Origin of the sequence: Streptomyces colwelliae (assembly GCF_048158785.1) — a bacterium.
GTDB lineage: Bacteria > Actinomycetota > Actinomycetes > Streptomycetales > Streptomycetaceae > Streptomyces.
On the sequence record NZ_JBLTJC010000280.1, the window covers coordinates 1 to 13,774 of the forward strand.

The 13,774-nt window shown below is 69.3% G+C and carries 22 protein-coding genes and 1 pseudogene; 15 read left to right on the forward strand and 8 right to left on the reverse strand.

What is annotated here, in order from left to right:
* Positions 1-63, reverse strand: a pseudogene (locus ACNFOC_RS38885) (SigE family RNA polymerase sigma factor); the annotation flags it as partial.
* Between the two features lie 173 nt (positions 64-236).
* Between ACNFOC_RS38885 and ACNFOC_RS38890 the strand changes: the two are divergent.
* The 3 genes from ACNFOC_RS38890 (at position 237) to ACNFOC_RS38900 (ending at position 1,601) form a co-directional block, all read left to right on the forward strand.
* Positions 237-317, forward strand: a complete 81-nt coding sequence (locus ACNFOC_RS38890; protein ID WP_350310325.1) for a putative leader peptide — start codon at positions 237-239, stop codon at positions 315-317.
* Positions 318-434: 117 nt separating this feature from the next.
* Positions 435-1,274, forward strand: a complete 840-nt coding sequence (locus tag ACNFOC_RS38895; RefSeq protein ID WP_390165542.1) for a sulfurtransferase — start codon at positions 435-437, stop codon at positions 1,272-1,274.
* Positions 1,275-1,313: 39 nt separating this feature from the next.
* Positions 1,314-1,601 carry a DUF1416 domain-containing protein gene (locus ACNFOC_RS38900; protein WP_416963731.1) on the forward strand — a complete coding sequence of 96 codons (288 nt, stop codon included), beginning with the start codon at positions 1,314-1,316 and terminating at the stop codon, positions 1,599-1,601.
* An 88-nt stretch (positions 1,602-1,689) separates the two neighbouring features.
* Here the strand turns inward: ACNFOC_RS38900 and ACNFOC_RS38905 are convergent, their stop codons facing one another.
* Positions 1,690-2,433: a hypothetical protein gene (locus ACNFOC_RS38905; protein ID WP_416963732.1), complete on the reverse strand. Its 744-nt coding sequence runs from the start codon at positions 2,431-2,433 to the stop codon at positions 1,690-1,692.
* A 23-nt stretch (positions 2,434-2,456) separates the two neighbouring features.
* Positions 2,457-3,023, reverse strand: a complete 567-nt coding sequence (locus tag ACNFOC_RS38910) for a hypothetical protein (protein ID WP_416963733.1) — start codon at positions 3,021-3,023, stop codon at positions 2,457-2,459.
* 196 nt (positions 3,024-3,219) lie between these two features.
* Here ACNFOC_RS38910 and ACNFOC_RS38915 point away from each other — a divergent pair, with 196 nt between their 5' ends.
* A complete protein-coding gene (locus ACNFOC_RS38915; RefSeq protein ID WP_393752776.1) occupies positions 3,220-3,480 on the forward strand; it encodes a DUF3099 domain-containing protein in 261 nt (86 codons plus the stop codon).
* Positions 3,481-3,513: 33 nt separating this feature from the next.
* Complete coding sequence (locus tag ACNFOC_RS38920) at positions 3,514-3,888, forward strand: VOC family protein (RefSeq protein WP_416963734.1); 375 nt, start codon at positions 3,514-3,516, stop codon at positions 3,886-3,888.
* 22 nt (positions 3,889-3,910) lie between these two features.
* Here the strand turns inward: ACNFOC_RS38920 and ACNFOC_RS38925 are convergent, their stop codons facing one another.
* On the reverse strand, positions 3,911-4,186 hold the full coding sequence (locus ACNFOC_RS38925; RefSeq protein WP_416963735.1) for a hypothetical protein: 276 nt from the start codon (positions 4,184-4,186) through the stop codon (positions 3,911-3,913).
* On the reverse strand, positions 4,183-4,548 hold the full coding sequence (locus tag ACNFOC_RS38930; protein WP_416963736.1) for a hypothetical protein: 366 nt from the start codon (positions 4,546-4,548) through the stop codon (positions 4,183-4,185). The genes ACNFOC_RS38925 and ACNFOC_RS38930 overlap by 4 nt, the downstream gene beginning before the upstream one ends.
* Before the next feature lie 183 nt (positions 4,549-4,731).
* On the opposite strand from ACNFOC_RS38930, the gene ACNFOC_RS38935 reads away from it, so the two are divergent.
* Both ACNFOC_RS38935 and ACNFOC_RS38940 read left to right on the forward strand, forming a co-directional pair.
* Entirely contained in the window at positions 4,732-5,574 is an 843-nt protein-coding gene (locus ACNFOC_RS38935; protein ID WP_416963737.1) for a helix-turn-helix domain-containing protein, read from the forward strand.
* Positions 5,556-5,753: a DUF397 domain-containing protein gene (locus tag ACNFOC_RS38940; RefSeq protein ID WP_416963738.1), complete on the forward strand. Its 198-nt coding sequence runs from the start codon at positions 5,556-5,558 to the stop codon at positions 5,751-5,753. The genes ACNFOC_RS38935 and ACNFOC_RS38940 overlap by 19 nt, the downstream gene beginning before the upstream one ends.
* Here the strand turns inward: ACNFOC_RS38940 and ACNFOC_RS38945 are convergent.
* Positions 5,747-6,109 carry a DsrE family protein gene (locus tag ACNFOC_RS38945; RefSeq protein WP_019064572.1) on the reverse strand — a complete coding sequence of 121 codons (363 nt, stop codon included), beginning with the start codon at positions 6,107-6,109 and terminating at the stop codon, positions 5,747-5,749. The genes ACNFOC_RS38940 and ACNFOC_RS38945 overlap by 7 nt on opposite strands.
* An 87-nt stretch (positions 6,110-6,196) precedes the next feature.
* Between ACNFOC_RS38945 and ACNFOC_RS38950 the strand changes: the two genes are divergently transcribed.
* Positions 6,197-7,015 (forward strand): hypothetical protein, encoded by an 819-nt coding sequence (locus tag ACNFOC_RS38950; RefSeq protein ID WP_416963739.1) that lies wholly within the window; start codon positions 6,197-6,199, stop codon positions 7,013-7,015.
* Positions 7,012-7,938, forward strand: coding sequence for a hypothetical protein (locus tag ACNFOC_RS38955; protein ID WP_416963740.1), 927 nt, complete (start codon positions 7,012-7,014; stop codon positions 7,936-7,938). Before ACNFOC_RS38950 ends, ACNFOC_RS38955 begins: the two co-directional genes overlap by 4 nt.
* On the opposite strand, the gene ACNFOC_RS38960 is transcribed toward ACNFOC_RS38955, so the two are convergent.
* The gene (locus tag ACNFOC_RS38960; RefSeq protein WP_416963741.1) at positions 7,913-8,605 is read right to left on the reverse strand and encodes a hypothetical protein; all 693 of its coding nucleotides are present in this window, start codon (positions 8,603-8,605) and stop codon (positions 7,913-7,915) included. The genes ACNFOC_RS38955 and ACNFOC_RS38960 overlap by 26 nt on opposite strands.
* 46 nt (positions 8,606-8,651) lie before the next feature.
* Between ACNFOC_RS38960 and ACNFOC_RS38965 the strand changes: the two genes are divergently transcribed.
* From ACNFOC_RS38965 to ygfZ, 4 genes are all read left to right on the forward strand, one after another.
* Positions 8,652-9,422, forward strand: coding sequence for a hypothetical protein (locus ACNFOC_RS38965; protein ID WP_416963742.1), 771 nt, complete (start codon positions 8,652-8,654; stop codon positions 9,420-9,422).
* Between the two features lie 231 nt (positions 9,423-9,653).
* Positions 9,654-10,229: a heme-binding beta-barrel domain-containing protein gene (locus tag ACNFOC_RS38970; RefSeq protein WP_363098002.1), complete on the forward strand. Its 576-nt coding sequence runs from the start codon at positions 9,654-9,656 to the stop codon at positions 10,227-10,229.
* 34 nt (positions 10,230-10,263) lie between these two features.
* Positions 10,264-10,719: a Fur family transcriptional regulator gene (locus tag ACNFOC_RS38975; protein WP_416963743.1), complete on the forward strand. Its 456-nt coding sequence runs from the start codon at positions 10,264-10,266 to the stop codon at positions 10,717-10,719.
* 10 nt (positions 10,720-10,729) lie between these two features.
* Positions 10,730-11,695, forward strand: coding sequence for a CAF17-like 4Fe-4S cluster assembly/insertion protein YgfZ (gene ygfZ / locus ACNFOC_RS38980; RefSeq protein WP_416963744.1), 966 nt, complete (start codon positions 10,730-10,732; stop codon positions 11,693-11,695).
* Positions 11,696-11,705: 10 nt separating this feature from the next.
* On the opposite strand, the gene dtd is transcribed toward ygfZ, so the two are convergent.
* Positions 11,706-12,131 (reverse strand): D-aminoacyl-tRNA deacylase, encoded by a 426-nt coding sequence (gene dtd, locus ACNFOC_RS38985; RefSeq protein ID WP_416963745.1) that lies wholly within the window; start codon positions 12,129-12,131, stop codon positions 11,706-11,708.
* Positions 12,132-12,302: 171 nt separating this feature from the next.
* Between dtd and ACNFOC_RS38990 the strand changes: the two genes are divergently transcribed.
* Both ACNFOC_RS38990 and ACNFOC_RS38995 read left to right on the forward strand, forming a co-directional pair.
* Complete coding sequence (locus ACNFOC_RS38990) at positions 12,303-12,905, forward strand: RsiG family protein (RefSeq protein ID WP_416963746.1); 603 nt, start codon at positions 12,303-12,305, stop codon at positions 12,903-12,905.
* Positions 12,906-12,915: 10 nt separating this feature from the next.
* The coding region (locus tag ACNFOC_RS38995; protein ID WP_416963747.1) for an asparaginase at positions 12,916-13,774 on the forward strand (859 nt) is incomplete at its 3' end.

Sequence of the window (13,774 nt, forward strand, 5' to 3'; positions counted from 1 at the left end):
CTGCAACAGGTCCTCCGCGTCGCACGCGTTCGCGGTCAGCGACCGCGCGGTGCGCAGCAGCACGGGCTGCCTCGGGCATGAAGGCGAAGATCAGGCGCGAACGAGAGCGACTGGCTCGCCTTCGGCGGTGACGGCGTGGGTCCTGGCAGCTTCCTCGTCTCACATCACGGACGATCGCGTCTCAAAATATGACACACCGGTGACATGCCCCGCGATCCGTCCCTACGATCGACCCTATGAAGCGACAGGCGGACCTCACGAAGCGGCGGGCAGTAGACCTGTGCCGCGTCGCCGCCATGCTCTGTCGCACCTTCTGAGCGGAAGCGCAGACTTCCGTCTTCCCCCGTGCCCTTGGTCCTGATCAGGGCACCCGCGCGAGCGCGCACCCCTCTCTCACGCACCGCACCGCCGTAACTGCCCCGGAGGAGAAAAGCATGAGCCGCAGTGACGTCCTGGTCGACGCCGACTGGGTCGAGGCCAACCTCGACAACCCGAGCGTGGCGATCGTCGAGGTCGACGAGGACACGTCCGCGTACGAGAAGAACCACATCAAGAACGCGATCCGGATCGACTGGACGAAGGACCTCCAGGACCCGGTACGCCGTGACTTCGTCGACCAGGAGGGCTTCGAGAAGCTCCTGTCCGGCAAGGGCATCGGCAACGACACGCTGGTGATCCTCTACGGCGGCAACAACAACTGGTTCGCGTCGTACGCCTACTGGTACTTCAAGCTCTACGGCCACGACAACGTCAAGCTGCTCGACGGTGGCCGCAAGAAGTGGGAGCTGGACGCCCGCGAGCTGGTGGAAGAGGTCCCCGCGCGCGCCGAGACCTCCTACAAGGCCAAGCCGCAGAACAAGGCGATCCGCGCCTTCCGCGACGACGTCGTGGCGGCCATCGGTGCGCAGAACCTGGTCGACGTCCGTTCGCCCGACGAGTTCAGCGGCAAGCTGCTCGCGCCGGCGCACCTTCCGCAGGAGCAGTCGCAGCGTCCGGGCCACGTCCCGTCCGCCCGCAACATCCCGTGGTCGAAGAACGCCAACGACGACGGCACCTTCAAGTCGGACGACGAGCTCAAGGAGCTCTACGCCGACGAGCAGGTCGACCTCGCCAAGGACACCATCGCGTACTGCCGTATCGGCGAGCGCTCGGCCCTGACCTGGTTCGTGCTGCACGAGCTGCTCGGTGTCGAGAACGTCAAGAACTACGACGGTTCCTGGACCGAGTACGGCTCCCTGGTCGGCGTTCCGATCGAGCTCGGCGCCAACAAGTAAGCAACCGCACTACCGCTGCGACCTGAAGGAAACCAAGACATGTGTGGAGCGAAGGCCGGCGGCCCCGACGCCTCGACGATCAAGCCCGGTGAGACCACCATCCAGGGCCAGGTGACGCGCAACGGCGAGCCGGTGACGGGTTACGTCCGTCTCCTGGACTCGACCGGCGAGTTCACCGCGGAGGTTCCGACCTCCGCCACGGGCCAGTTCCGCTTCTACGCGGCCGAAGGCACCTGGACCGTCCGCGCCCTCGTTCCGGGCGGCACCGCCGACCGCACGGTGGTCGCCCAGACGGGCGGCCTGGCGGAGGTCGCGATCACGGTCTGACCGACCGGCGCCGAACGCCTCGACCGAAGGGCTGTACCTCCGCGGTACAGCCCTTCGGCATGCGCGGGTACGGGCGGGGCGGCGGGGGTCAGCGGCCCCGGACCACGCTGATCAGCAGTGGCGCCCGCAGCCCGCCCAGCGCGGCACAGTCGGCGACGACCTCTCCCAGCCATCCCACGGCGTCGCACGACCACTCGGCGAGCTCGCCGCGCAGCACCGCGTGGTGTCGGGCCGGACCGTCCCAGAAGGTGTCGTCGAAGGGCGCGGCCGGAATGCCGTCGGGAACGGTCGTGCCATGGAGCGAGGACGACGACCGGTGGACGAAGACATCCTGCTTCAGGCCGGCGAGCCGCTCCGCGACGACGTGAAGTTCCTGGCCCCCGCTGCTGACGGCGACCGTGACCGGGGTCCGCGCACCGGGGTCCCGTTCGCCGAACCACTCGACCGCCATCAGGGACGGCACGCTCGCGTACGCCGGCCGCGACGCCGGATCGATGCCCTGCACGGGCAGCAGCAGCTGTACGGCGGTGAAGTCCGCCCGCCCGGTCCGCGCGACCGCGTCCCCAGCACAGGCCAGGAACGGCCGCACGGGCAGCGGGCGGTCACCGACGACCGGCCCGGCCTCGACCTGGAACCAGGAGATCAGTCCCGTCCCGGAGGCACCGCCGGGGTGCTCCCAGCCGGCGTCGTTCATGCCCCACAGCTGATCGAGCCAGCCCATGGCGAGCGACCGCTGGTGGAACAGCTGGTAGGCGTCGTGCTCGGGATCGTGCCAGGGATACGGGACGAGCTCGCCGTAGAAGGCACCGAACAGGGTTCCAGCACTCTCCACTGGGCCCCTCCTTAGCTGTCGGACTAGCGGACCCGGCAGTTGACGTCGGCCTGGTTCATCGGCTTTTCGGCCGTGTCGATCTCACCGATGACGTCCACATCCACATGGTTGCGCCAGGAGGTCCGCTCGGTGTCGGTGCAGTCGTGCCGGGCCACCGTACGGTTGCTGCTCCCGCCGCCGGGCTTCAGTTCCTTCTTCGGGGAGCACGCCTTCTGGACCCAGCTGTTGTCCGTGTACCACTCGTACAGGCAGTTGAAGACGTTGGCGCGGTTGTTGTCGCAGTTCCCCTTGTCCCACCAGCCGTGACCCGAGGCCGCCAGCCCGGTGCCGGACCGGTGAGGGTTGTCCCGCCCGCTGACGGGCGTGCACCCGAACCGCTGTGCGGCGGCCGTCCGGCCCAGGTCGGCCTCCGGGATGATCCGGCCGTCCATGTCCTTGTAGACGGCGGTCCCGTCGGCGCCGGGTGGTGCGATTCCGGGCACCGGCTCCGCGGACCTGACCGGTGCGGCCGACGCCGACGCCGGAACGCCCCAGACGGCCAGGGACACGAGCGCGGCAACCAGGGCGCTTCGGGAGTACGAGGGCGTCAAGTCGGCCGCCTTTCAGCAGATGATCAGTGGAAGTACTTGAACGTAGAGGGGGCGGCGCTCACTGCGGTCCCGCCGAAAGAGGGAATCGCAGCGCGCTTCGGACGTGCGCCCGCGCCCGCTCGACCCTCTCGCGCGCCCCTGCGCTGGTGGGCCCGCACCTGTGGAGCCGGCTGCGATGCGGGCCTACGCTGGAGAGATGCTGGCACGTCGCCGTCGCGTGTACTTCGTCATGATGGGCATCTGCATCGGGCTCTTCGTCCTGGCCTGGGGAGTCGTGCGGATCTGGTCGGTGCCCGTAGCCGTCGGGATGTGCGTGGTCGCGATGCTGATCCCGCCGGTCGCCGCCATGGTCGCCAACCGGCGCGGCCCCGACGACCGCTGGTGGGACGACCCGTCCGGCGACCCCAAGTCCGACGAGTGGTGGGACGAGCTGGACGGGAAGAAGCGCCGCCAGTAGAGCGGTGCGGCGGAGAGTGGGTAGAGGGCGGGCATGTCACCTACGACCCTGACGACCGTGGTGTTCGACGCGCCTGATGCGCACGAGCTGGCCGACTTCTACTGCCGACTGCTCGGGTACGTGGTGCGGGAGGACGAGCCCGACTGGGTGGTCATCGTGCCGCCCGGGGGAGGCACCGGCCTCTCCTTCCAGACCGAGCCGGAGTACGTCCCGCCGGTGTGGCCCACCCGCAAGCCCGGCGAGCAGCAGATGATGCTGCACCTCGACATCAAGGTCGACGACCTGGAGACCGAGACGGCGAGGGCGGTGACGGAGGGGGCCACGCTCGCCGACGACCAGCCCCAGGACCACGTACGGGTCTTCTTCGACCCGGCGGGACACCCGTTCTGCTTGTGGCGACGGGAGTAGGGGGTGTGGCGGGTGCGGGCGGTCAGGTCGTCGCGATGATCGCCATCAGCAGTCCGCCGATGCACATCGCCGTGAGCGCCCCGGTCCAGAAGGCGTCCTCGCGCAGCGCCCGGGGTGCGCGGAACCGGCGTCGGCGCCGGGCGGGAACGGGTACAGGTGCGGGTGCGGGTGCGGCGGGTGGTGGTGCCGGGGGCTCCTGCTGTCGTACGACGGGCCAGGGCGCCGGCGGCATGAGCGGTGGCGGTACGGCCCAGCCCGGGGGTACCTGGATCAGCTGGTGAGGAAGCGGACGGTTCATACGGGGTGAGCCTCGCTGCGGTGTTTGCGGAGCAGTACGTTCGCGTCGGTCTCGGCGCTGTAGTCCCGCGCGGTGCGTGCCGCCGACCGGACCTCGGCCAGTTCCGCGCACCCCGCGCAACCGGGGGCCGGCTGCGGCGGTACGGCGACCAGGAACGGGGCGTCGGTCCGCGCGCGGTGGTTCGCCGCGCGGACCCCGGCGCGCAGGCGCTCCGCGTCCGTGGCCGGTCGAAGTGACCCGGGGTCGGCCTGCCATTCGCGCCCACCGCCCACCGGACGCAACAGCGCGTAGGGCCCTGCCTTGTCCTGGTACTCGCCGACCGTGTCGGTCGCCGGGTCGTAGAGCAGCGTTCCGGGTTCCATCGGCGCCTCCTCCTCTTCCTCTTTGTGTAACTTCCATACAGAATGCGACAGTTGTAATACTCTGTGCAGTCCTGGGTGTGTTACGAGGATGACCCAGGTCGGAGGCGAACGCAGCGCCAACGGGCTCAACTTCCGCACGGGGCGCGCCAAATTCCACAAATTCCACAGCAACGGGAGGTCGAGATGCCGCAACGGCTGGTGGTCACGGAGATGAGCCATGAGCCCAGGAAGCGGTTTGCCGAGGAGCTGAGGCGGCTCAGGGTCGAACGGGGCCTGAGCTTGCGGGACTTGTCGAAGGCGGTGGGGTGGGACCCGTCGCAGTTCGGCAAGATGGAGAGCGGGAGCACGCTGGGTGGGCCGGAGATCGTGCAGGCGCTGGACCAGTACTACGGGACGGGGTCGCTGCTACTCATCTTGTGGGAGTTGGCAGTTGGTGACCCGACGCAATTCAAGGAGCAGTACCGGCGCTACATGATGCTGGAGGCCGAGGCCCTGGCGTTGTGGCAGTACTCCGTAAGCGCGCCGCCAGGTCTGCTTCAGACGGACGGGTACGCGCGAGAAGCTCTCGCGGCAGGTGGCGCCAAAGGCAAGGATCTGGAGCAACAGGTCGAAGCGCGTGTACGGCGACGGAAGTTGCTGGAGGTCGAGGACGCACCGCCGTTCCGCGCCATCGTCTCCGAAGCCGTGTTGCGCATGGGACTGCGCGACAAGCAGGCGTGGCGTCAGCAGTTGGGGTTCTTGGCTGAAGTCGCGGAGCGCCCGAACGTCATGCTTCACGTCCTGCCGTTCGGCTCCGGAGTGCACGGGCTGACTAACACCGACACCATGTTCCTGAGGCTGCTCGACGGTCGTACCGTGGCTTATACAGAGAACGATGTGCGGGGCGAACTGATCGAAGAAACCGAGCGGGTTGAGCGGCTGCAACGTGCATATGATGCGGTACGCGACCAGGCACTGTCCCCTGCCGAGTCGCGGATGTTCATCCTGCGGATGTTGGAGGAAGTGCCGTGCGAGCCATCGACTTGAGCAACGTGACGTGGCGCAAGAGCAGCTACAGCAACACCGACGGCGGGAACTGCGTCGAGTTCGCCCCCAACCTCCCTGCCGTAGTCCCCGTCCGTGACACCAAGAACCCCACCCACGGCACCCTCGTCTTCGGCGTCGACGCCTGGGCGGAGTTCGTCGGCTCGGTGAAGGCTCAGTAGACCAACGCCTGCGTACCGTCGGCCATAACCTCCTGCACGAACACCTGCGCCCCGGCGATCCGTACCCCCTCGATGACATCCTTCTCGGCGATGTCCCGGCGGGCCGCGCACTGCGTGCACAACGTGACGCGGCCCGCTGCGAGCACCGAGTCGATCAGGTCCGGCAGCGGCGCGGCATGCGGGAGTTCGAACTCGGCGGCGCGGCCCGGCAGCGCGAACCACGCGGACTCCCCGGTGAGCCAGAGCGAGACGTCCACTCCGCTGGCGACGGCGACCGCGGCCACCGTGAACGCCTGTGAGCAGCGTTCGGGGGCGTCGGCCCCTGCCGTCACCTTGATCACGAGCTTCTTAGACATGACCGAATCGTAATCAACTCCCTTACAACTCCTTGCGTTGGCCACGAGTCTCCTGTGCGCGCATATGGAATGCGCACGTCATGTTCCGTGGGGGACGTCTTGGAAGTACCGGAAGAATCCATCGAAGAAGTGCCGGATCCGGAGCCGGAGTTGGGCCCGGAGACAGAGCCGGAGCAGCAGCCGGAGCAGGAGCTGGAGTCGGGGCCCGCGCCCCGCCCGCGCCGCCGGGGCCGTACCACCCTCCTCATCGCCGTCGCCGCCGTGCTCGGTGTCGTAGCCGGCACCTGTACCGGTTTCGTCGTCCAGGCGAACCGCGCACCCGACAAGCTGCCCTCGCTCTCGCAGCCCACGCTCACCCAGGCGAAGGGCCCGGCTCCCGAGCCCCTGTCCGCCGCGCAGGACCGCAAGGTCAAGGTCGACGGCGACCTGCGCAAGCTCCTGCTGAAGAAGCCGAGCGGGGCGAAATCCGCCACCTACTCGCTGGGCAGCGACGGCTGGCTGGACCTGGCCGAGTACTCCGAGATGTTCACGGAGCCGGACGAGGCCTTCGGCTACCAGGTCGACAAGGAGTTCCGGCGCGCGGCCGTCGCCCAGTGGGGCGAGGGCACGCGCGACGTCCGGATCGTCCTGGAGCAGTACCGCCAGGTGGCCGACCTCGGGGCCTCCGACACCGTCACCGACTCCTTCTACTGGGCCGAGCGCAAGTCCCACACCACCAGTTGGGCCATCCCTGGCACGGGCGACGGAATGGCGTACGTCCACGGTGCCTCGGACGACGGCGTGTACAGCGCCGAGGCCCATGCCTGGCGCGGGGACGTCGCCCTGGAGATCTGGGTCTACGACACGAAGCCGATCCCGAAGAAGAAGATCATGGATCTGGCCGAGAGGCAGATGAAGCGGCTGTGACCGAGAACCAGTCCGGAGAGGTCGGGAAGGTCGGAGAGGCGGGAGAGGCGGGAGAGGCGGGAGAGGTCGGCGAGGTGGAGTTCGTGGAGCCGCCCGCGTCCGCGTCCGCGTCCGCGCCAGCACCCGAAGCCCTACCCGCACCCGCAGCCGTACCTGAAGCCATCCCTGAAGCCGAGCCCGAGGCCCCCAAGAAGCCCGTCCGCAAGGGCCGTATCGCCGCGGTCGCCGGCTCCGCCCTGCTCGTCCTCGCTGTCGTCGGCGGGGTCGGATACACCGTCGTGACCGTGAACGGCGCCGACCGGGACGCGGGCGCCCCCGTGTGGAAGTTCCCCAAGGAACCGGCCGAGCACAAGGCCGCGCCGGCGAAGGGACTGCGGGGCGTACTCCAGCCGTACACCGCCAATGGGTACGTCCGTGGTCCGGACATCGCCGAGTTCGGGAACGACGCCGAGCTGACCGGGCGGGAGGCCACGGCTCTGCGCAAGGAGGAGTTCAGCGGCCTGCCCCGCTCCCAACGGCTCCTGCTGGAGAAGCAGGTCGACGGGGAGCAGATCAAGGGCCTGGCCATGCGGAGCTACCTCTATCCCGCCGCCGATGAGATCAGTACGTACACCGTCGAGGTCCAGCTGGTCCAGATGGACGAGAAGGCCGCGCGGAGCCTCACCACGTACGAGAACGAACTCCTGGGCACGGTGACCGTGTTCCGCAAGGGGCCCGCCGTCCCGGGCCACAAGGACGCGAAGTGCTTCCTGCCGAAGTACGAGGCCGGGGAGAAGCTCACCGACATGCTCTGCTTCGCGTCCGCGGGCGACGTCATGGTCACCCTCAACGCGTCCGGGACCAAGTCGATGGACACGAAGGAGATCGCGTCCTTCCTGAGCGATCAGCTCGACCGCATCAAGACGACGGGGGAAGCGGTATGACCGAGCCACGAGAAACAACGCCTCCGACCGCACCTCTGACGAAGACCTCGGCGGAGGCTGCGGTTGCGGCTCCGGCGGAGCCCTCGGTGGAGACCCCGGCGGAGCCCTCGGTGGAGACTCCGGCCGTGTCCCCGGCGGCGATCCTGGCGGAGGCCTCGACGGAGACCCCGGCTGCAACTTCGGCCGCGATCTTGGCGGAGACCTCGGTTGAGACCCTGGCCGCGATCCCGGTCGAGACCTTGGCGGAGACCCCGGCTGCAACCCCGGCGGGGACCTCGGCTGCGACTCCGGCTGCGACTTCGGCCGTGCCCCCGGCGCCGACCTCGGCGGAGACCTTGGCCGCGACCCCGGTGGAGACTCCGGTCGAGACCTCGACGGAGACTCCGGCTGCAATCCCGGTCCCAATCCCGGCGGGGACCTCGGCTGCGACTCCGGCCGTAACTTCGGCCGCGCCCCCGGCCGCGACCTCGGCGGAGAGCCTGGCCGAGACCCCGGTGGAGACCTCTGCGGAGGCTCTGGGCGCGGCCCCGGCGGCGATCCTGGCGGAGACTCCGGCGCCGACCTCGGCGGAGACACCGGCCGAATCCCCGGCCGCGACCTCGGCCGAAACTCCAGCCGCGACCCCGGCCGAATCCCCGGCCGCGACCCCGGCCGTGATCCCGCCCATGCCGGAAGCACCCCCGCTAGTGTCCGCGCCGCAGGTCCCGGTTCCGGTGCGTAAGGACCGGCGGGTGTTGCGGGCCGCTCTGCGCTGGAGCGCGGCTGTCGTGGTGTTTGTGGTGGCCGGGGCGGGAACGGCGTACGGCATCACGCAGATGAAACGGACCGACGTACCCGGACTGGCGACCGCGTCGGACGGGCGGTGGGACTACCCGGAGATCACCAGTCCGCCGCTGCCCTCCGGCAGCCCGGGTCCGTTCGCCGCGGACAACAAGACGAACGCCCACTACGCGGACCTGCGCGCGCTGGTCCTGCCGGCGCCGAAGGGCGCGAAGGCGGACGCGTCGCTGCTCGGCACGGACGGCTGGCTGCCGACGAAGACGTTCCTCGCGCAGTACGCCGACGCGGACGACCGCAAGGAGCTCGGCCAGAAACTGACCGACGACGGCCTCCGCCACATCACATCCCGGGGCTGGACCACGCAGGACGGCACGCACACCCGGATCTACCTGCTCCAGTTCGACACCGCGATCACCGCGGACGAACTGTTCTCGCCGGGTCTCATCTCGTACGACAGCCCGGTCTACGCCCTGACCGGCGCCCCGGCCACCAGCTACAACGACGCGATCAAGACCGAGATCCTCGCCAAGAACGTCAAGGCCTCGGCATACACCGAGGACAAGCCGTACGGCACCGAGGAAGTCCGCCAGGCCTACCTCTCCGCCGGCGACACCCTCGGGCTGGTCGTCCAGTCCCGCAAGGGCGTCGCGAAGGCGGTCCCGTTCGAGCAGACGCTGACGCTCCAGAGCCAGCTGCTCGACTAGCCGTACCTCACCGTGAGCACCGGGCCCCAGCCGCGTAAGCTGGGGCCCGGCCTGTGTACACGCACCGCTCGTACCGCTCGTACCGCTCAAGGAGCACCCGTGGAGATCTTCTTCGAAACCCTGCTGGTCCTGGTCTGCGTCGGCGTCCTCGCCTTCGCCGGACTGAGCGTGAAGAAGCTGTACCAGGGCCAGCGCTGACCCCCACAAAGCCTTAAAGGAACTGCCGATCCCATGATCGAGATCCCGTCCGACCTCCACAAGGACCTGGTCCCCCTCGTCTTCCTGCTCGGCGACTGGGCCGGCGCGGGCGTGCACGACTTCCCGGGCTCCGAGAAGTGCAACTTCGGCCAGGAGGTCTCCTTCAGCCACGACGGCCGCGACTTCCTGGAGTACCGCTCCCACACCTGGGTCCTGGACAACGACGGCAACAAGGTCCGCCCCCTGGAGACCGAGTCCGGCTTCTGGCGCATCGACGCCGACCGCAAGGTCGAGGTCACGATGACCCGTGACGACGGAGTCGTCGAGATCTGGTACGGCGAACTCGCCAAGCAGAAGCCCCAGATCGACCTCGTCACGGACGCCGTCGCCCGCACGGCCGCCTCCGGCCCCTACACCGGCGGCAAGCGCCTCTACGGCTACGTCAAGAGCGACCTCATGTGGGTCGGCGAGAAGCAGACCCCCGAGGTCGAACTCCGCCCCTACATGTCCGCCCACCTGAAGAAGATCGTCACCCCGGACGACGTCGAACGCTGGGCGAAGGCCCTCCCGGACGACATGCCGGACGACGGGATCGCTTTCTTCAAGTAGTCCTAGACTCTGAGGTGTGGTGAGCACCCAAGGCATGGACCCAGGCACTGACTGGAAGACCGATCTGCGGCAGCGCGGCTACCGGCTGACCCCGCAGCGGCAGCTCGTGCTCGAAGCCGTGGACACCCTGGAGCACGCGACCCCCGACGACATCCTCATCGAGGTGAGGAAGACGGCGTCGGGGGTCAACATCTCCACCGTGTACCGGACCCTGGAGCTTCTCGAGGAGCTCGAACTGGTCAGTCACGCGCACCTGGGGCACGGGGCGCCGACGTACCACCTCGCCGACCGGCACCACCACATCCACCTGGTCTGCCGTGACTGCACGAACGTCATCGAGGCCGATGTCGAGGTGGCCGCCGAGTTCCGGGCCAAGCTGCGGGACACGTTCGGCTTCGAGACGGACATGAAGCACTTCGCGATCTTCGGCCGCTGCAAGGACTGCGCGGGCAAGAGCGCGACCGCTAAGACTTCAACTACCGAGTCGTAGGCTTACCCGTATGAAGAGCCCCCTGTTGTCCCTGCCCGGCGCCGTCCCCGCCGAAGGAGTGGACGAAGGCGTCGCCGCCCACTACGGCGATCTGTTCCGTGAGCAGCGCACCCTCGCCGACGGCACCGGTTTCGTGGACCTCTCGCACCGAGGGGTCGTCGCCGTCACCGGTGACGACCGGCTGAGCTGGCTGCACCTCCTGCTCACCCAGCACGTCAGCGACCTCCCCACCGGCGTCGCCACCGAGGCGCTGATCCTCTCCGCGCACGGCCACATCGAGCACGCCCTGTACCTCGTCGACGACGGCACCACGGTGTGGATGCACACCGAACCCGACACCCAGGAGGCGCTGATCGCCTACCTGGAGTCGATGAAGTTCTTCTACCGCGTCGAAGTCACCGACCGCACAGCTGAGTTCGCGGTCGTGTACGTCCCCGCCGGCTCCATCGCCGAGGTCCCGGCCGGCGCCGTCGTACGCGAGACGCCGTACGGCCGCGATCTCTTCCTCCCGCGCGAGGACCTGGAGTCGTACGCCGAGAAGTCCGGCCCGGCGGCCGGGATCCTCGCCTACGAGGCGCTGCGCGTCGAGCACCACCGCCCCCGCCTCGGCTTCGAGACCGACCACCGCACCATCCCGCACGAGCTGGGCTGGATCGGTACGGCGGTGCACCTCCAGAAGGGCTGCTACCGCGGCCAGGAGACCGTCGCCCGCGTGCAGAACCTCGGCAAGCCCCCGCGCCGTCTCGTCTTCCTCCACCTCGACGGCAGCGAGGTCCATCTCCCGGGCCACGGCACGGAGTTGCGGCTCGCGGAGGAGGGCGCGGAGGGCCGGAAGATCGGTTTCATCACGACGTCCGTACGCCATCACGAGCTCGGCCCGATCGCCCTCGCGCTGGTGAAGCGGAACGTGCCGTTGGACGCGCCCCTGCTGGCCGACACGACGGCGGCGGCCCAGGAAGTCGTCGTAGAGCCCTAGTCGTTGGGCCTCAGAGGTCGACCACCACGGTGAACGGGCCGTCGTTCGTGAGGGAGACGCGCATCTGGGCGCCGAAGCGGCCCGTCGCCACCGTGGCGCCCAGGGAACGGAGTTGGGCCACCACCTCGTCGACCAGCGGCTCCGCGATGTCGCCGGGAGCGGCCGCGTTCCAGGTGGGCCGGCGGCCCTTGCGGGCATCGCCGTAGAGCGTGAACTGGCTGATGACGAGGAGCGGGGCGTCGATGTCGCTGCACGACCTCTCGTCGTGCAGCATGCGGATCGACCAGAGTTTGCGGGCCAGTTGGGCCGCCTTCTCCTTGGTGTCCTCGTGGGTGACGCCGACGAGGACGCAGAGTCCCTCGCCGTCGATCGCCCCGACCGTCTCGCCGTCGACGACGACACTCGCGCTGTCCACCCGCTGCACCACTGCTCGCATGGGTTCCATGATGCCGTGCGGGCGGGAAGGGCTCCGAGGCGGCCGTAGGAGGGCCTATTTTTGATCCTTAACCCCCCATCTGGGGCCGTTCGGGGGCACTCGGTCACATAGCGGCCAGTTGGGGTGGCACGATGCTGTCCACACGCCGGTCGAGGGGACGGGTAGAGGCACATGAGCACACCGAGTACCGGGCAGCCCCCTGGGGCTGTCTCGCTGATCCGCGCGGCAGGACCGGCCACGCGCCGCCCGCCCGCGCAGCGCGTCGACAGCCCGCTGCTGGCCGCCGAACCGCCCGCACCCGACCTGACCGCGCCACGGCTCCCGGAGCTGCGCGCGCTGCGCCGCGACGCCCAGCGCGACGAGGCCGACCTGAGTTACGTACGACGGCTCCTCCAGGGCCGGATCGACATCCTGCGCGCCGAACTGGCCCGGCGCTCCCCGGCGGGCGCGGCCTCCGTCGTCGACCGGCTGTCGGAGATCCTGACCGACGCACCCGCCCGGCACCGCTCGTCGGCCCGGCACGTCACGCTGGGCACCCCGCACAGCGAGGAGTACCGGCTGCTGGCCGCCGAGATGCTCGCCGAGGTCGAACTCTCGGACCTGGAGGCCCGCACCGACCTGGAACTGACCACCGCGATGGGCCGCCTCGTACGGTACGAACAGCAGGTGTCCCGGCGCCGTCAGCTCCTCCAGCACACGGCCGACGGCTGTAGCGCGGAGATCGCCCGCCGGTACCGTGAGGGAGAGGCGCAGGTGGACGACCTGCTGATGTGAGGGGCCCGGTGTGACGACTGAGGATGCGAGTTTTGCGCGGTTTACGGGGGTTTCTGATGCACCCCCTCCGGTGCTCGCGGAGGTCGTCCGCTCCGGCTTCGTGGAGAGTCGCCACCGGGGCAGCCTGGTGGTCCTGGCGGCGGACGGTTCGGTCGAACTGGCGCTGGGTGACGTGACGACCCCCGTCTTCCCCCGCTCCTCCAACAAGCCGATGCAGGCGGCGGGCGTCCTGCGCGCGGGCCTCGACCTGACCGGCGAACGCCTCGCGATCGCCGCCGCGAGCCACTCCGGCGAACTCTTCCACCGAGATCTCGTACGCCGCCTGCTCACCGAACACGGCCTGGACGCGGGCCAGTTGCAGTGCCCACCGGACCTCCCCCTCGACCCCGTCGAGCAGGAGACGTACCTGGCCTCGGGCGCCGTACGCGACCGCGTCGCCATGAACTGCTCGGGCAAACACACGGCCATGCTGGCGGCGAGCGCGCTGCGGGGCTGGCCCCTTGAGTCGTACCTCGACCCGGAGCATCCGTTGCAAAAAGTTATCCACAGGGTTGTGGAAGAAGCGTCGGGCGAGCGGGTAGCGGCCGTAGGCACGGACGGCTGCGGCGCCCCGCTGATGGCGATCAGCCTGACGGGCCTGGCCCGCGCCTTTCGCTCCTTCGTCCTGGCGGAGCCCGGTTCCGCGGAACGCCGAGTCGCCGACGCGATGCGCGCCCACCCCGAGTACGTCGCGGGCACCCGCCGCCCCGACACGTTGCTGATGCGCGCGGTACCGGGCCTGCTGTCGAAGATGGGCGCGGAGGCGGTACAGGCGGTGGCCCTACCGGACGGCCGGGCGTTGGCGTTCAAGGTGGAGGACGGGGCGGGGC